The organism is Oscillibacter sp. UBA6647, assembly GCA_002455655.1.
Taxonomy (GTDB): domain Bacteria; phylum Bacillota; class Clostridia; order Oscillospirales; family Oscillospiraceae; genus Oscillibacter.
Genome location: DKLF01000009.1, coordinates 1 through 14,720 on the forward strand (window position 1 = coordinate 1; position 14,720 = coordinate 14,720).

Genomic DNA, 14,720 nt, shown 5'->3' on the forward strand with positions numbered 1-14,720 from the left:
CCGCCGCCCATATGGGCGGCGGGCGCTTTTGGTGAAAAACTTACTGTTTAAGCGTCTTCAAAAACCTCTGCAAAAACACCAGCATCTGCTCTCTGGTGCACCAGCTTTTATACTGATAGGTTCCGTCGCCAGCGCCCAGTACAATCCCATTTTTCTCCGCCCATGCACGGGCCTCCTCCGAGAAATCGCCGGGAGGCAGCTCCCCTCGTTTTTGCAGCCATACGTTCATCATCGTGTCAAAGTCGTTTTGGGTCATTTCTTCCTCCTCATACTCGGGGCGAAGCGCCCCCACCGCATAACGCGCAGCCCGTGTCCTCCGCTGCACCTCTCCGCCGTTGGCGTCACTGAGTGTCCCGGTATTTCCCTCAATCGTCACAAGACTCCCGTCGGTGTTTACCCGTTCCACCACGCCCATGTGCTCAATAACGGTTCCACTGAATTGGAAAAATACCAGATCTCCAGGCTGATAGTTTTTTTCCGCAAACCGCCCATTTTTTCGGGCCCAATTTGCCAGAGCGCCGCTGGAGGCGGTTTTGCCGCCGCCATAGAACAGCCCGCTCAGTCCCGCTTCCCGGAAGCACCACCAAAGAAATACACAACACCACGGATAGCTGTCTCCGGACATCTCCCTTCCGTAGTAGGCCGTGTTGTATTTCACTTGGTTACTTCCAGCCGGGGATTCCTTCGTTCCCAGCTCGCGCCGTGCAACGGTCAGCAGTTTTTCAGCCCCAGTCATGTTTTGTCCGCGCTCTTCAACGCGTCCGCGGCGTTCCGGGTTGCGTCTACTGCCTGCTTAACACTTTCAGCGTCCACCCTGCCCTCGGTAACGATATACGTCGTTACCGAGGCAATTGCCACCACTGCTCCCGCTACCGTGGAAATCACATTTTCATCCAGCCCAAATACCATGGCAAGGCCTGTGACAATTCCCGCCACAGCGGCCCACAGCTTTCGCGAGCTAAGCTTTCTCAGCAATTCTTTCATAAAATTCTCCCCTCTCAGAAATCCTCGTCCATTCCCATCGCCGCATCATAAATGATGCCGCCCCGGGTGTTCTCCGCCTTGCTCTTCCCAAAATACGCCGCCAGCACCACCGCCGTGGACGCTTGCAGCGCTCCAATCAGCGTAGTGAGATATGGCAGCGTCCCAGCAAACTGGCTGCGGATCGCCAGATAGCAAAAATACAGCACCACACATGTGCAGATTGCGTCCAGGCTCAAAATACCCAGCGCAATGACTTTTGATGCCGTCAATTTTCCCTTCATATAGAGCCTCCCCTCGTCAGCAGGAAGGTGACAAACGCCCCCGCCAGAATCAAGAGGACTTTGTCCACCAGTCCATCCCACCGTTTTCCCGGCCGCCGCTCCAGCGCATCCATTTTCTCTCCCAGCCGCGCTACACTGTCGGCCACCGTCTCCTGCTTTGTCGCCAGCACCTCCACCGCCGTAGCCAGCCGCCGCAGCGTCTCCTGACTCTGCTCCAGCGCGCCGATCCGTCGAATGTTGGAAGATACACGCTCCTCCAGTGCGGTGATTCGTCCGCTCCACTCCTGTTCCATATTACACCGCCAATTCAAAGCTGTGCCACGTGTGTGCCGCTGTCTCCACCGCACTCCATGTCCACCCATAGTCCTCACATTCCGACCAGAGCATATAGCGGAAGTAAAACTCCGTCTCCAGATGACAGGGAATGATGTCCAGCACAATTTTTTGAATCTGCGTAAATTCTTCCGGAATTCCCCCCACCTCCGGGAAAATCACCCGGATGTGGCCTCCCCCCATCTCCTGTGCCAGCGCCTTGATCCCGCAGCCGCTGATGGTGCGGTTGATTGCGTCCAGTGAAAAGCTGTCCGCGTCAATCTGCATCAGTGCCGCAATGGCGTTCCGCCGGAGGGCAACGGTGTTTGCCGCAGGCCGCCTTGCAAACAGTTCTTCCCGGCGAAGCAGTCCCTCTCCCTGCGCCGTGCCCGTCAGCGCCTCCCGCTCGATATATTCAAGACGGTCCGAACACTCATCCAGACCCGCGCCTTGGGCAAACAGTTCACTTTCGCTCAGCGTCCCGTCCCGAAGGTCATATATGCCTAAAGGCGCCAGCAGATTTTTCAAATGCGATTCATAGCCCGCCATGTCATGCCCCCATTTCCGTCACGCGCATCTCGCCGAGAATATACAAGGTCGTGGCACTTCCCTGCCTGTCCGAGGAAGGAGACAGAATATGATAGTTTTTCACACCGCTCACGGCGTAGATCAGCCGACCAAGCTCTGCCAGCAGAATGGGCTTTCCCAGCAGCTTTCCTGTGAGCCATCCGACAATTGCCTGTTCCACCGCGCTTTTTACCGCCGCAAAGTTCCCATTCTCACCCACGTCCAGTTCCACCGTGACATTTAAACGGCTCTCCTCCGGGGCCAGCACACGTACATCCACGGCAATCTCCCTCTTTGCCTGCAAATCGGCTTCCACCGCTCGCAGCAGCGCCGCGTCCGGCGCCCCCGAAGATTTTGCAACGTACACATCCACCGTGCCAATACCTCTCGCCCGGCCCACCGCTACCGCCGCGGCTACGCCCTGATGCCGGAGTGCCTGTTCCTCGTAAAAGGCGGCGTTGGCCCCGTTTGGCAGCCGCTCAAAGCTGTCCAGCACCCTTGTGCGGAGAGCTTCGTCGCTTTCTGCGTCCGCCCCGCCGGAAAATGCCGCCGGATTTGTGCATCCGGTAATTCCCATGGGACATGCCGCCAGCACCGTTATGCTCCACGCCGCGGCATTGCCGCCGCTTCCAGATTCCAGCGCTTCTGCGGGCACGTCCGTCGTCAGCGCCCCCGCCGCCAGCACTGCCGCCCGGGTGGTCTGAAATCGCATCCCGCCCTCCGTCATGCACACGCTTCCCATAGGGATGCTCAAATCCTGCAGCGGCGCCTCCTCCACAGAAAACCGCAATGTCCCCGCCGCCCGCGTCGCCGCCTGACGGGCAATCCCCCGCATGGCCGCGTGGTCGTCCAGATAAGCACCTTGGGCGGTCTGTGGAAAACTTTGATTCAGCACCCAGTCCGCCTGACATTCCAGCGCCTGCACCTGCGCCGCCACCGCATACAGCCGTACTGCCAGATCACAGGTGTCCTCCGCGCCGTAACCAGACCGCTCCCGAAACGCCGAGAGCAGCTCCTGATAAATTTCATCCGTTGTTCTCATGTTTTTTCTGTCACCGCACCGTAAGCTGCAGATTCAGTTCCTCCCCCTCATAGTTTATCCGCACCGTGAGATGTTCGCCCTCCAGCCCCACCTGCTCCACACGCAGATTTTTTTCCTCCGCCAGCGCCTGTGCCACCGCCGCTTCCGCGGCACTTTGCCTGTGAGAAGGGGCTTCGCCTCCCAGCGCGTACAATGTGCTACCCAAGTCCTCCAAAAACGGAAACCTGCCCCGCCTTGCCGTCAGCCTGAACAGCACTCTTTGCAGCAGCGCGTCCCGGCCCTTTACCCGAACCGTTCCGCCTACGCCGTCGGCCACATAGTCTCCGCCATTGATTTTCAGCTCCGTCATTCCGATTCTCCTCCGCATGTGCAGGACTTGTAGATCTCGCCGTTTATGCGCAGCGCCCCGGTTACCTCCACCTGCCCCGTCAGAAGGATTCTGCCCCGCAGCTCCACCGTCCCGTCGTTTTTGAGGTATACGCTTCCGCCTTCGGCGTGAATGTATACCTCGCCGGGCCGAAGACCGGCGGGTGCGACCGTCTGCTTCGCACCCGCCACGCAGGACTCCTCCCCTCCGGTTCCACCCTTGATGACCAGCACCGTCTCTCCCGCAGCAGGCCGCCACGCATATCCTCCCGGCCCGTAAACCGGGAGCGCCCGCACCTCGCCTCTGGTGACCACGCCCGCACTTTCTCCCGAAATACTTGTCACGCCCAGATCAGCCCCAGACGCGGATACCCCCGGCTTTGTCTGCTTTGATAACCACATCGCTTTTTTCTCCTCTCCCTCCGGGTCATTTCTCACGCAGCGTCAGTGTAACGGATTCTCCGCCACCGTCGGCCCGGGTTCTGGCCTCCACCACGCGATAGGTCCCCGCCAGTCCCATCCGCGCCAGCCTTAAAACCGCCACATCGCCGGGAAACGCCAGAAAGCCCCCCGCCAGCGTCACCTCCACGGAAATCTCGTCCTCTTTGGACTTTGCAATCTGATACTCTCCGGTATACCGCATTTTGGCCCAAGTGCTCTGTCCCGGCGTATACAAAACCCGGCGGCACTGCCCTCCCCGGGCAATCCGCTCCTCGTTTCGCACGCTGTACGTCTGGTTTCTCGTCTTGTCGATTACCAATATTTCCGACAACACACCATAGTGATCTTCCCGTTTTACAAGCGATAAAACGTTTGATGAATCCGTAATTTCAAACGTCTTTCCCATTTTCTCCTTGTCCGCCCACAGCCGTCCAAACCGGTCAAGGCTTGGCGCAAAGTAGCCATAGGTCCTGCAAAAGTCCTCCAGCGCTTTCCACTGGCTGCTTCCAGCCGCCACGGTGTACATTTCCCCGCCGCTGCTGAGGCTTGCCGTTTTGTCGCAGGGAATCCCGTAGGGCGTCACATGGTTTCTGACGATTTCCTCAAGCGTTGCCCCCTGATAGGCTGCGGCCCGGGCCTCGTTGTCCAGCAACCGGGCGGCATACCCCCGTCCCGCAACCAGCGCGCTGAGGCCCTCCTCCGTCTGGCGAATCTCGTATTCATCCACAATGCCCCGCAGCAGCACGGCTTCCCCGTCCATCAGCGTAAACCCCGCCGCCTGTTGCAGCACCGGCTCCATTTCCGCCGTGTAAAGACACGTCACTGCAAAGCTGTCGCAGGGCACAGTACCCGTATAGCATACATCCCAGGTCAGCAGCGCAGGTAAATCAAACATTCCGTGGTTGCACATCGTAATCCTTCCCGTCATTTCACCCGCACCTGATTTCCCGCGTAGATGAGATTTGGATTTTTAATCTGGGGATTTGCTGTAATCAGGCTCTGAAGCGTCACGCCGTACCGCTTTGCAATTCCCCACAGCGTGTCCCCCTTTTTCACCGTGTACCATACGGCGGAGTCCGCGCTCTTTCCCGTCTCCCCCGCGCCGGTACTCTCCGCAGCGGTGGCCGCCGCCGTGAGAGATGCGTTCTGTCGGCAATCCTCCCAAAACTCAAATGCATATCCCACAAAATCCGGCTGTGGCTCCTCCGTTAGCTGCAAAGACACAAAATATGCCTCCGCCGCCTGCCAGACGGGATGCACCAGCAGCCCCGGCCCATCCCGCTCAAATACCGCCGCCAGCTTTTGAAATTCCTGATAGGCGTTCGCTCCCATAAACGCGCCCTGTCCCCGCATCACCCGGTGCCCCGGTCCCAACTCCTGCATGCAGTACTTCCCGAAGGGCACCTTGTGCACCGCAATTTTTCTCTGCCATGTGACGGAATATGTCTCCGGGTTGTGGGGCCATACATAGTCCTTATACCGCATCGGCGTCAGTTCCACGCCATCTCACCTCTCCTGTCTTAATACAGCGGATACCCGCCGTCATACCGTCTTGCGTCCCGCTGAAACGCCCGGGACAACTCTCCGGCGGACATTCCCCCGTCCACTACAAGCATGGTCCCGGCAGACACTCCGCCGTCCGCCACCGGAACGGTCCCCGCAGTTCCATCATGAGTCCCCCTATCCTCGAAGAACTCCTCCGGGAAAATCAGTTCAGCTCCGCCGAACCCTTGTCCCGCGCCGATGCTGTTTCTCTTCCAAACCGCATTCTTTTCAGCGTTCAGCTGCGCAGTGTCTGCCAGCCCACTTTCCATAAACGGGCTCTCCGCTCCCATGCTCCCCGCTGAGGGAATTTCCGTAACTGTCATCTCCCGCATCCCCGCCGCCTGATGAAGCCGCCCTTCCCTGCGTCGTGCCAGCAACCGATTCCATGCCGCCATTTCTCCCGGCGAGCCCGGTCTTTCTTCCGATCCCTCATCGAAGGAGCGGAGCCGGAGAGCGCCGTCTCCGCCGCTCTCCGCCTCTGTCTCCCCGTTTCTCTCGGCCTGTTTCTCCTCGTCTTCCTTTCGCCGCTGCCCGCCGCCCAGCAAAAGGCCAAATATTGCTGCCTGCCGCCGCAGCGCTTCTTCTATGTAATTCATGCCCGCTCTCCCCGCATTGCCCGAAACCGTTCCGGGTCAAACCCGGCGTTTACTCCGGCGGGCATAGCAGTTTCCGCCTCTGCCAGCCGCCGCACAAGCGTCTCCATCTCTCCTGCCGTCAGCTCCTCTAAAATCGCCTCCGCGCTTTCAAACAGCCGCTCTTCCCCAAGGAAGCAGCTTTCCGCCAATACATGGGCATTGCACAAAAGCCCTCGTACCGTCTCGTTTTCTTCTTGTGCGGCTACATCCCGCCAAATGCCCAGCAGCCGTCCCGCCGAAAGCGGCATCAGTCTGTCCGGCGCCGTTTTCATGCCGTTATTTCAATGCGCCGGGAGGCCACCACGGTAATTTTTTCCGCTACCATGGCGTCCAGCTCGCCCTGTTCAGAGATCGTGCTCCACTGACAGCCCGAGTAGATGATCTTCCGGTCCGGCTTACAGATCACCAGCGAAAAATCGCTGAGCTCGTAAAAATTGATTCCGTCGGAAATCGCGTCGTCGGTGGCGTACAGGCGGGTCAGCTCCAACGTATACTTGCTTTGTCCCCCGATGGTCCCCACCGGCTCCCGCTCTCCAAATGCCTCCACGTTTTTGCTGGTCTTGCTGGCCTTGGCGGTGTAGCTCTGCACCACCGCCACCTTTTTTCCGTTCAGCTCCAGATAAATGTCCGCGCTGGTGGGAAATCCCATAACCTCCATGGCTTTTGCTCCTTTTCAGATATTTGTTTTCCGCTCACACCGTGATGTGGGCCGTCAGATAAATCTGGTTCAGCCCGTGGGCCACGGCAAAGCTGAATTCCACCAGACATACGGTGGGCTCGTCCGCAGATACGCTCACCCGTACCTCGCCATAGCTGTCAATGATCTCCGCCGCCAGCTTTTTTTCCAGTTCCACAATTACCTGCGAACGGATGGCCCCCCGATTCTGCGCCGTGTTTTTGGTGCGGGAAAATTTGCTGCGCAGCGAGGAACGTACCGCCGGAATTACATCGTCCACAATCCGGATGGTGCTCAGTTCCCGCCAAGTGGCGTCTGCCGCTCCGTCCGTGGTGGTTCTGGTGGTCACGCACCGCACCGGGGAAATCACTCCCGCCACGCTTTCCAGCGGCGTCACACCGCCCCGCACCAACGCGTCAATGTCGTTATCTCCGTAAGCCGCGCTCAGTCCGCTCAACCCATACAGCGCCGCCCCGTTTAGGGGGGCCGCCGGGTCGCTTCCCCCGGCCATGGCGCCTGCCATCGCCGCCGCACACAGCACGCTCGAAGGCGTACCCTCACCCGCCATTCCCTCCGGCCCGGTCAGCACCATCCGCTCACTGTTCAGCTCCGCCGCGTGGGCCGCTAGGTCCGCTGCAGTCTCTCCGCCGGCTCCCACCACCGCGATCCGCTCTCTGCGCCCCGCAGACGAGGTTTCCACCGCGGTGCGCAGCGCCTGGTGTACCGCAGCGTTCGTGCTGTCGCATACCATGATGCGCACGTCCTCTACGCCGCCCAGCGCTTCAAACCCCGCCGTATAGTCCGAAACCGTCCCGCCGTCCGCCACCCGGACCGCCGCCACCTTGGACACGCCATTTAAAAACAGCAGCCGCAGAATTGCACTCATTCCGGCTGTGCCCGTGTCCTCACCGAATGCCCCGATGCCCTCAGAATACCCCGTCAGCGTCACCACCGAGTTCTCCTTGCCCTTGGCCGCTCTCGCGGCCACGCCCACGGTCTTGGTCCCGCCACCGGCGGATACCACGGATGACGCGTCATAAGAGGAATACACCCCCGGCCGCTCATGCTTTGTCATGTTCATTTTTTGATCGTCCCTTTCAGAATAAAGTCCAGCAAAGTCTCCGTGTCGCCGGAGTCCTCCGCCAGGAACACAGCCCTGCAAGCCGCGCTCCCCTTCCGTAAAAACATTCCGGTTGCTTTGTCCCACGCAATGCCGTTCCAGCTCATCTTCTCCAGCTTAAGCCCCGCGGGCAGCTTTTCCATCAGCGCACCGGCGGCAATTTCCATGGCCGTCTCGCAGTCACTCGCCTCCGCCGCCCGCACGCCGAGGGAAATCGTCACATCCATCTGCATTCCGTACAGCTCTCGAACGCTTCCCGTGTTTTCGTCCCACTTTTCACCGAGATATCCGCTCAGCCCCACGGATTTTCCCTCCGCCGCTGCCACGTCCACAGATGCCACCGGCCCTTCATACTCCTTTGCCGCGCCTTCATAGGCGGACATCGCCGCAATTCCCGCACCCTTCAGAGCGTTGATCACCGCGTCCCGCACCTGATTCAGTCCGTTCATTCCGCCGCCTTTCTCCGCGCCGTCAGAACGGCCCACCAGCAAACGGTTTCGTCCCTCAGGCGTATTTCCTCGCAGTTGCGCACCGTATAGGTCCTCCCCTGAAATTCCACTCGGTCCCCCAGTCCTGCCTTTGTTCTGCCAAGATAGGTCCACCGCCGGTCATCCACAGTTCCCAGAGAAGTGACCTCAAACGGCGCGTCTTTTTCCGATTTTCTTGCGGGCTGAAAAAACGCCCGTGCCGCTGTGCCGTTCACCGTCACCGCCTGTCCGTATTTTTGGAAGATGCGGTCCAACCGTCCCGTCATCCCCGCACCCCCCGAAAGCGGAACTCCGCCGCCGTCACATAAGGCTCCATCAGCCGCTCCGCCTCCCGGCGCAGGACCTCCGCGTTCTTGCCGCCCTCCGGCTCCGTCACGGACACATCCCCCGCCGTAAACTGCATGCCGCTCCGGCTCGCCGACAGGCCCGCCGCTGCAAAAAGTGCCGCCGCACAGAGGAATGCCTCTCGGCATTCCTCCGGCTCGACGCCTTCCCGGAGTCTTCCTTTCCACGCCTTCTCAGCCGCCTTGCACAGCAGCGCCAGCGCCGTTTCTTCATCCTCTCCCGCGCTGGCAAGGGTCCTCGCCAGCGTTAAAATTTCCTCCTGCATTCTCGCGTCTCCCTTCTCTGCTGCTTTCGCAATGGAGTTTATCAGATCTCCAGCACCCGGCTCGCTTCGGTAAACAGCTTCGCAAACCCGGAAATAGAGGTAATGGCCGCCCGCTCCATCTGCCGATCAATCAGCTTGTCATACTCCACCAACACGTCTCCGGCGCAAATCTGCTCCAAGGCGTAGCCCTTGTCAAGGCCAATCAGCCTGCCTGCGGGCATGGCGCTGGTTCTCAGCAGCGTCGCGCCCAGAGGGGTGGTCAGCGTGCCGGTCCCCTGAAAATTCAAACCGGTCAGGGGATTTTGGAACTCGCTCAGCTTCAGAAGCTTCAGCATCACGTCCCCGCCCACCAGAATGGTGTTCATGGTGTAGGGATCGAACTGGCTCCAGAATTCCAGCAGCGCGTCATAGCTCAGCGTTCCCTTGGTCCCGGAAATGGGCTCCGTGCCGATGCTGTAAGTCTTCGCCGGATTTTTGTTCCCGTCGCCGTCGCACAGCACCCGGATGGCGTCCTGCAAATGCATTCTGCCGATGTAAGCGCCAATCTGGCGCAGCGTCACGGAAAACAGGTCCAACCGCTGAAACCGGATTGCCTCGTAGGAAGCCACCAGCATCCTGCCCCGCTTGTGCAGCCGCACCAGATTTTCCTGCGTCCGAATGGTGGTAGCGGGAATCGCGCCGCCCTCCTCCACGCGCTTGAGCTCTTTTTCCTTCTCCGTGGGCACGGAGGCAATAGAGCGATAGTCCATTCCCTCAAAATTAGTCACCGTGGCGGTGATGGAGGGCAGAATGCTCTCTTCCTCCATGCCCTGACGCACCACGCGGGAGACAAACTCCGGGAACAGCACGGCGGAATCGCTGGTCTTGAAAAATTTCTCCACCATATCGCTGCCCGCGCCCTTCACCTTGATGTCAAAGCGCTTGAGCTGGCGCTGAAACGCGTCCAGCCCTTCCGCCGGGGTTTCTCTGTAATTTTCACTGGGATCCAGCTCCTCCAGCGTTTTGGAAAAGCTGCTGCCCGCTCTGCCGTACATACCTTTTTCCAGCTTGATGTTCTCGTAATGATAAGCCATACTTCTTCCTCCTTCTTAAAGTGCGAAGGTGACAGTGCCCGCCGACGCGTCCACCTCTGCCACCAGATACTGCCGCCCCTCTGCGTCCGCCTTTACGCCGCCGTCACCGTCTCCGCTCAGACCGCACCAACCCAAACCCGGCGTGCTTCCCGTGTAACCGGCGGTGACAAACCCGCCAAGCTGCACCGCACAGGCGTCGCCGCCCTTGCCCATGGAAATCACCTGTCCGCAGAAGTCCTCCCCCTCGCCGCAAAAGCCGACGGCTCCGCTTCCGCTGACCTTCACCATTTCGCCTTCCCGCACCTCAGTGCAGGAAAAGGTTGCCGCCCACTGTCCGATTCCCTCAAAAGAAATGTTCATTGTGCTCCTCCTCAAAATTTATCTACCCTGAAAACACCAAAAAGCCGCCTGATATATCCGTCGCCGCCATCGCTTTCCGGCCCTTTCCTAATGTCGCGGGGATCGCGTCACACCCGAAACAGTTCGCCGTCTCCCCGCTCCGCGCCCCGGTCCGCCCGGCGAAGCTGCACGGAAAACACCTTTTCCGCCCGTGCCTCATAGACTTTTTTCAGCTCCAGCAGCTCCGCCTCCTCCAGCTTGTCCGCGATGGACTGAAACACCGTTCCGTCCAAAGCCTCGTCGCTCACCAGCGCCAGCCGCACCACCTCCCGGCGCAGCCCCAAAAGGTAATTCCGCCCCAGCTCCGCCTGCTTGCGCAGGGTGTCCCAAGCCTCCTGAAATTCCTTCCGTTGTCCCACATACTGCTCCAACTCCGTGCCCGACTGACCGCCGAAGCGCTTCATCACGCCCGCCTCTCTCTGTGCAGGCACCGCCACAAAGGACCACTCATAGGCGTCCTTGGGCTCCCGAAGCTCCACGTAACACAGCTTCCCGCCATAGCTCTGTCCCTTCTGGTGCTGGCAGCTTCCGCTTTCCTCGCCGCATACGGAGCAAACACTCTGCCCCACCGCGCACCCAACAGATACTTCCTTTTTAATGCCGCCCTCAATCTCCGCAATCAGGTCCGCGTTTTTCCCGGTCTTCATCAGATAGGCCCACGCCTTGAGATAGCAGTAGCCGTCTCCCGCCGCCGTGCTGCGGCCTGCCTCGCGCACCAGCTCCGTCCGATAAATCCGGGCCGTCTGCCCCAGCGCGGACCACTGGTGGTCAAACACGCCGCTTTTCCCCACAAACAAATCTCCCAGCGCGTTCAGCGCTGCCTCGTCAAACCGCTCAAAGTCCCGGTCCACCTCGTTGTCGCACAGCCGCACCGCAAAGGTGTATATCTGTTCCGCCGTCAGTGTCCCTTTGGAAAAGCGGTTAATCAGACCCATGTCATCCTCTCCGGCCGCCCACCGCTCCGCCGTTCCTGCGTCCTTTCGCACGTCCATTTTCTCGCCCCTTTTTTAACTATTATGTAAACTAATCGCCCACTGCGTCACGCCTGTTTCTCCGCCGCGTCGTTCTCGATTCTCAGCTTCCGTGCCTGCTCCAGATATAGTGCCGCCCGGGCGTCTTCCACCTCGTCCTGCAAATTGACATCCTCCCAAACCGTCTCAAATCCGCATCCGTAGCCGTGCATCCGCAACCACAGACTGCAAATTCTCTCCACAGCGGGATTCAGCGTCCGCCGGATGGCGGCTACCTCGGTGGTCAGCATATCTGCCTGTTGGGCGCTCATTCGCTCGGTAGAATTCCAGCTCAGCCCCAGCATAAACGGAGGGATCCCCGTCTTGGCCACAATCTGCTCCAAAATCTGCCGCACCGGCACCTCGCTGTCTAAAATCTGCTCATCCGCGCCGATGGCTTTGATTTCCACATCGCCCACCGCCACAAAATCCCGCACACGGCCGCTTTTTGCGTCCTGCATAGCGGCAGACCACTCCTCCGCCAATTGCCGGCTGCGCTCCTCCGCCTGTCCCCTTCCGTCCTCTCCGGGCTTACAGGTCACCGCAAACCGCACATTGCCGCACCGCTCCCAGTTGACTCCCACAGTGTGGTAAATCTTCATCAGGATATCCGTCAGAAATGGCATGGATCGCAAAAGCGACACCCCATAAGGGTTCTCCGTCTCCGGGTTAAAGGGGGTGAACAGCAGCAGCTCCTGCCGGGGCAGCGGACTTATTCTCCCGTGCTCATCCGCTCCGCAGAGCTGAAAATCCAGCGGATTGTCCCCCTCGTAAATTTCCAGGTCTTCCGCCCGGCCGCACAACAGCGCCCCGATTTCCCGGCCGTTTCCCACTGTCACAATTTCACCAATGGCCCGCCCGCAGGTCAAAAGTGAATCCAGATAGCACTCCAAAAATGCGTTGATGCCCCGCTGCCCGCGCCCTGTTGGCACTGTCCGCAAAAATTCCCGCAGCGCCCGCTGCGCCGCCGCGTCCGCGCACTTTACATCCACGCCTCCGGTCATCCGAATCAGCTTGTAAACCGCCGCATCCACCACCGGAACGCCCTCCCGGATCGCTCGATACAGCCGCAGCTCACCGCCTCGCAGGGGCACATACCCGTCCAGCACGCCAAAGGGATGCCGCTCCGCGTTTCGCAGTTGTACCGCAGTGGCAGTCTTTCCCGGCACTTGTTTCCTCTTTCCGAATCTCATCCTCGCTCCTCCCGCATTTTTACGCTTCCCGCTCCACCCACGTCGCCGCGAAGCCGCCGCTCCGCGGCTTTGCCAGACTCATGACAAAATATCTAAGATCGTCCATGGCGTGGTCGTTTTCCTTCTTTGGCGCGTCTTTGCCTCCCGGTTCCCAGCAATAGGCTTCCATCTCCCGCAAGCAGTCCTCACAGCTTTCGCAAATCACGATTCTCCCGCTCTTCAGCGCGTCCGCTGTGGTGCGGATGCCGTCCAGCACATCGTTATTTGCCTTTTCAACGTCGTATCCCGCCTGCCGCAGCGCCGCGATAAAGCTGGCCGCCGACGGGTCAACCACCACCGTCTCAATCCGCCGCTCCCCCGCCAGCTTCCGTAAATCCTCCACATACTCCGCATCGGTTTTCTGCCGTCCCTCCGCCCGGGAGTTGTAGTAATATTCCTTCACCCGAAACCATACGTCGTCCCACAGGCCCCACAGCCCAAAGGACGCGGGGTTTGCCGTCCCGTAATCCACGGATATGCGCCACCGCTCCGGCTCTTCCTCCGGCGCGTTCCGGCAAAACTTCTCCCGGTCAAAGAAGTCGTATACCAGCCCTTGGGCCGCGGCCCATTCCCCCAGCACGAACCGCCGGTAGAAAATTCCGCTGTAACAGCTCCGATACCGCTGCTTGACCTCCGCCGACAGCGCCGGATTGTCCTCCATGGTAAAGTGGAGATACAACGCTCGCTTCTCCTCCGCCTTGCAAATCCACTCCCGATAGAACCAATGCCCGGGGCCTTCCGGGTTGCAATCCATCCACAGCTTGCTTCCCACTATGGAACACCGGGCGCAGGCCTGCTCCACAAAAGAGCGGGGCATCAGCGCCACTTCATCCAGCAATACTCCGGCAAAGGTGCTTCCCTGAATCAGTGCCGCGCTGGATTCATCTTTTCCACCGAATAAGTAAAATTTGTTCCGCCGCTTCCCGCTGCGCACCACCAGCAAATTTTCCGACCGCTTTTCCGTGCACTGCATCCCAAGCTTCCTCAGCTCCGGCACAATTTCCCCCAGCACGTTTCTCCTCAGTGAGAGAATTGTCTTCCCGCACACGCCGAATTGCTGCCCATCAAAGCTGCTCTGAGCCCACAGGAAGAAGGACAGCCCCATGGAAAAAGTCTTCCCGCTGCGAACCGCTCCGTCGCAAATTACCGCGTCGTACTTCCCTCCGTCCGTCTGCCACCACCGCAGCGCCCGCCGCTGCTTCTCAGAGAACCGCACCGTCTCCACGTCCGGGCCCCTCCTTCTCATCCTCGGTCTTCAGGGCCTGCAAAAACCGCTCCATACCGTCCTCGCCGCCTTCCTCCAAAAGGCCCCATAGCGTCTCCAGTGCCTGCACCCGGTCGATGAGCTTCATTTCCGCTCCCTTGTCCGTAATTTTCAGCTCCGCCACATCGGATAAATCCAGTTCTCCTGCCTCCACCAGCTCCCGGCTTGCCAGCTTTGCCGCGTCGGACACCCGTCCAAACGCCATCTGCCCCAGCCGCCGTAAAATGTCCTGCCGGGTGGGCAGCTCCATCCGCCGCATCCATTTCAGCCGCTCGGACACCTCGCTTTTCCGCAGCAGCGCGTAGCCATCAGCCCTCCCAATGCTTTTTGCCGCCCGGTTTGGATCCATGGAGATCAGAAATTCCCGGCAAAACCGATCCCGCTCCGCGCCCGTCAGTTTCTTTCCCATCCAATCACCTCGCTCTTCTATACCAGTCCCCCCATTGCCCCAAATTTGCACGTCCGCGTACATCTTTGAAAATTTGCAAAAAATATCCGCCCTTCGGCGGAGTGGGCGGCACCGCCGCATGAATGAAAAAACGGGCGGGAAGCCATCAGCTTCCCGCCCGTTTTTATTCTGTTCCCGTGCAGACATTACCCGGTAAAAAAGATATAGGACAGCGCCCCCACCAACCCGATTCCCGCCAGCGTCAAATCGAAGGCAAAGGTTACACC

23 protein-coding genes are annotated in these 14,720 nt (G+C 59.6%); all 23 read right to left on the bottom strand.

From position 1 onward, the window contains the following. Positions 1-40 precede the first annotated feature (40 nt). Entirely contained in the window at positions 41-658 is a 618-nt protein-coding gene (locus B2W96_RS00680) for a CHAP domain-containing protein (RefSeq protein ID WP_293007529.1), read from the bottom strand. Between the two features lie 74 nt (positions 659-732). Next, positions 733-984, bottom strand: coding sequence for a hypothetical protein (locus B2W96_RS00685; RefSeq protein ID WP_293007531.1), 252 nt, complete (start codon positions 982-984; stop codon positions 733-735). 14 nt (positions 985-998) lie between these two features. Further along, on the bottom strand, positions 999-1,265 hold the full coding sequence (locus B2W96_RS00690; protein ID WP_293007533.1) for a hypothetical protein: 267 nt from the start codon (positions 1,263-1,265) through the stop codon (positions 999-1,001). After that, positions 1,262-1,558, bottom strand: a complete 297-nt coding sequence (locus B2W96_RS00695) for a hypothetical protein (protein ID WP_293007535.1) — start codon at positions 1,556-1,558, stop codon at positions 1,262-1,264. Before B2W96_RS00695 ends, B2W96_RS00690 begins: the two co-directional genes overlap by 4 nt. Position 1,559: 1 nt before the next feature. Beyond that, a complete protein-coding gene (locus B2W96_RS00700) occupies positions 1,560-2,126 on the bottom strand; it encodes a hypothetical protein (protein ID WP_293007537.1) in 567 nt (188 codons plus the stop codon). 1 nt (position 2,127) lies between these two features. Next, positions 2,128-3,186 (bottom strand): baseplate J/gp47 family protein, encoded by a 1,059-nt coding sequence (locus B2W96_RS00705; protein WP_293007539.1) that lies wholly within the window; start codon positions 3,184-3,186, stop codon positions 2,128-2,130. 10 nt (positions 3,187-3,196) lie between these two features. Beyond that, positions 3,197-3,535: a hypothetical protein gene (locus tag B2W96_RS00710; RefSeq protein ID WP_293007541.1), complete on the bottom strand. Its 339-nt coding sequence runs from the start codon at positions 3,533-3,535 to the stop codon at positions 3,197-3,199. After that, positions 3,532-3,954, bottom strand: coding sequence for a hypothetical protein (locus B2W96_RS00715; RefSeq protein ID WP_293007543.1), 423 nt, complete (start codon positions 3,952-3,954; stop codon positions 3,532-3,534). Before B2W96_RS00715 ends, B2W96_RS00710 begins: the two co-directional genes overlap by 4 nt. Before the next feature lie 25 nt (positions 3,955-3,979). After that, positions 3,980-4,921, bottom strand: a complete 942-nt coding sequence (locus tag B2W96_RS00720) for a hypothetical protein (protein ID WP_293007545.1) — start codon at positions 4,919-4,921, stop codon at positions 3,980-3,982. Next, positions 4,918-5,493, bottom strand: coding sequence for a LysM peptidoglycan-binding domain-containing protein (locus B2W96_RS00725; RefSeq protein WP_293007547.1), 576 nt, complete (start codon positions 5,491-5,493; stop codon positions 4,918-4,920). Before B2W96_RS00725 ends, B2W96_RS00720 begins: the two co-directional genes overlap by 4 nt. Positions 5,494-5,513: 20 nt before the next feature. Next, the gene (locus B2W96_RS00730) at positions 5,514-6,134 is read right to left on the bottom strand and encodes a hypothetical protein (protein WP_293007549.1); all 621 of its coding nucleotides are present in this window, start codon (positions 6,132-6,134) and stop codon (positions 5,514-5,516) included. Next, positions 6,131-6,445, bottom strand: a complete 315-nt coding sequence (locus B2W96_RS00735) for a hypothetical protein (protein ID WP_293007551.1) — start codon at positions 6,443-6,445, stop codon at positions 6,131-6,133. The genes B2W96_RS00730 and B2W96_RS00735 overlap by 4 nt, the downstream gene beginning before the upstream one ends. Then, the gene (locus B2W96_RS00740) at positions 6,442-6,831 is read right to left on the bottom strand and encodes a hypothetical protein (RefSeq protein WP_293007553.1); all 390 of its coding nucleotides are present in this window, start codon (positions 6,829-6,831) and stop codon (positions 6,442-6,444) included. The genes B2W96_RS00735 and B2W96_RS00740 overlap by 4 nt, the downstream gene beginning before the upstream one ends. A gap of 34 nt (positions 6,832-6,865) precedes the next feature. Continuing rightward, positions 6,866-7,930, bottom strand: coding sequence for a phage tail sheath subtilisin-like domain-containing protein (locus tag B2W96_RS00745; RefSeq protein ID WP_293007555.1), 1,065 nt, complete (start codon positions 7,928-7,930; stop codon positions 6,866-6,868). Beyond that, on the bottom strand, positions 7,927-8,418 hold the full coding sequence (locus B2W96_RS00750; RefSeq protein WP_293007557.1) for a hypothetical protein: 492 nt from the start codon (positions 8,416-8,418) through the stop codon (positions 7,927-7,929). The genes B2W96_RS00745 and B2W96_RS00750 overlap by 4 nt, the downstream gene beginning before the upstream one ends. Beyond that, positions 8,415-8,723: a hypothetical protein gene (locus B2W96_RS00755; RefSeq protein WP_293007559.1), complete on the bottom strand. Its 309-nt coding sequence runs from the start codon at positions 8,721-8,723 to the stop codon at positions 8,415-8,417. The genes B2W96_RS00750 and B2W96_RS00755 overlap by 4 nt, the downstream gene beginning before the upstream one ends. Then, on the bottom strand, positions 8,720-9,067 hold the full coding sequence (locus tag B2W96_RS00760) for a hypothetical protein (protein WP_293007561.1): 348 nt from the start codon (positions 9,065-9,067) through the stop codon (positions 8,720-8,722). The genes B2W96_RS00755 and B2W96_RS00760 overlap by 4 nt, the downstream gene beginning before the upstream one ends. Before the next feature lie 41 nt (positions 9,068-9,108). Further along, a complete protein-coding gene (locus tag B2W96_RS00765; protein WP_293007563.1) occupies positions 9,109-10,140 on the bottom strand; it encodes a phage major capsid protein in 1,032 nt (343 codons plus the stop codon). Positions 10,141-10,155: 15 nt separating this feature from the next. Next, positions 10,156-10,500, bottom strand: coding sequence for a hypothetical protein (locus B2W96_RS00770; protein WP_293007565.1), 345 nt, complete (start codon positions 10,498-10,500; stop codon positions 10,156-10,158). Positions 10,501-10,607: 107 nt separating this feature from the next. After that, on the bottom strand, positions 10,608-11,531 hold the full coding sequence (locus B2W96_RS00775; protein ID WP_293007567.1) for a hypothetical protein: 924 nt from the start codon (positions 11,529-11,531) through the stop codon (positions 10,608-10,610). Between the two features lie 47 nt (positions 11,532-11,578). Next, positions 11,579-12,742: a serine/threonine protein phosphatase gene (locus tag B2W96_RS00780; protein WP_293007569.1), complete on the bottom strand. Its 1,164-nt coding sequence runs from the start codon at positions 12,740-12,742 to the stop codon at positions 11,579-11,581. Between the two features lie 19 nt (positions 12,743-12,761). Further along, complete coding sequence (locus B2W96_RS00785; protein ID WP_293007571.1) at positions 12,762-14,006, bottom strand: PBSX family phage terminase large subunit; 1,245 nt, start codon at positions 14,004-14,006, stop codon at positions 12,762-12,764. Continuing rightward, positions 13,984-14,454: a terminase small subunit gene (locus B2W96_RS00790; RefSeq protein ID WP_293007573.1), complete on the bottom strand. Its 471-nt coding sequence runs from the start codon at positions 14,452-14,454 to the stop codon at positions 13,984-13,986. The genes B2W96_RS00785 and B2W96_RS00790 overlap by 23 nt, the downstream gene beginning before the upstream one ends. Between the last annotated feature and the right edge of the window lie 266 nt (positions 14,455-14,720).

Coding starts and splice junctions, on each gene's coding strand:
- B2W96_RS00685 (WP_293007531.1), bottom strand. CDS start 984: ATGAAAGAATTGCTGAGAAAGCTTAGCTCGCGAAAGCTGTGGGCCGCT.
- B2W96_RS00690 (WP_293007533.1), bottom strand. CDS start 1,265: ATGAAGGGAAAATTGACGGCATCAAAAGTCATTGCGCTGGGTATTTTG.
- B2W96_RS00695 (WP_293007535.1), bottom strand. CDS start 1,558: ATGGAACAGGAGTGGAGCGGACGAATCACCGCACTGGAGGAGCGTGTA.
- B2W96_RS00700 (WP_293007537.1), bottom strand. CDS start 2,126: ATGGCGGGCTATGAATCGCATTTGAAAAATCTGCTGGCGCCTTTAGGC.
- B2W96_RS00705 (WP_293007539.1), bottom strand. CDS start 3,186: ATGAGAACAACGGATGAAATTTATCAGGAGCTGCTCTCGGCGTTTCGG.
- B2W96_RS00710 (WP_293007541.1), bottom strand. CDS start 3,535: ATGACGGAGCTGAAAATCAATGGCGGAGACTATGTGGCCGACGGCGTA.
- B2W96_RS00715 (WP_293007543.1), bottom strand. CDS start 3,954: ATGTGGTTATCAAAGCAGACAAAGCCGGGGGTATCCGCGTCTGGGGCT.
- B2W96_RS00720 (WP_293007545.1), bottom strand. CDS start 4,921: ATGACGGGAAGGATTACGATGTGCAACCACGGAATGTTTGATTTACCT.
- B2W96_RS00730 (WP_293007549.1), bottom strand. CDS start 6,134: ATGAATTACATAGAAGAAGCGCTGCGGCGGCAGGCAGCAATATTTGGC.
- B2W96_RS00735 (WP_293007551.1), bottom strand. CDS start 6,445: ATGAAAACGGCGCCGGACAGACTGATGCCGCTTTCGGCGGGACGGCTG.
- B2W96_RS00740 (WP_293007553.1), bottom strand. CDS start 6,831: ATGGAGGTTATGGGATTTCCCACCAGCGCGGACATTTATCTGGAGCTG.
- B2W96_RS00745 (WP_293007555.1), bottom strand. CDS start 7,930: ATGAACATGACAAAGCATGAGCGGCCGGGGGTGTATTCCTCTTATGAC.
- B2W96_RS00750 (WP_293007557.1), bottom strand. CDS start 8,418: ATGAACGGACTGAATCAGGTGCGGGACGCGGTGATCAACGCTCTGAAG.
- B2W96_RS00755 (WP_293007559.1), bottom strand. CDS start 8,723: ATGACGGGACGGTTGGACCGCATCTTCCAAAAATACGGACAGGCGGTG.
- B2W96_RS00760 (WP_293007561.1), bottom strand. CDS start 9,067: ATGCAGGAGGAAATTTTAACGCTGGCGAGGACCCTTGCCAGCGCGGGA.
- B2W96_RS00765 (WP_293007563.1), bottom strand. CDS start 10,140: ATGGCTTATCATTACGAGAACATCAAGCTGGAAAAAGGTATGTACGGC.
- B2W96_RS00770 (WP_293007565.1), bottom strand. CDS start 10,500: ATGAACATTTCTTTTGAGGGAATCGGACAGTGGGCGGCAACCTTTTCC.
- B2W96_RS00775 (WP_293007567.1), bottom strand. CDS start 11,531: ATGGACGTGCGAAAGGACGCAGGAACGGCGGAGCGGTGGGCGGCCGGA.
- B2W96_RS00780 (WP_293007569.1), bottom strand. CDS start 12,742: ATGAGATTCGGAAAGAGGAAACAAGTGCCGGGAAAGACTGCCACTGCG.
- B2W96_RS00790 (WP_293007573.1), bottom strand. CDS start 14,454: ATGGGAAAGAAACTGACGGGCGCGGAGCGGGATCGGTTTTGCCGGGAA.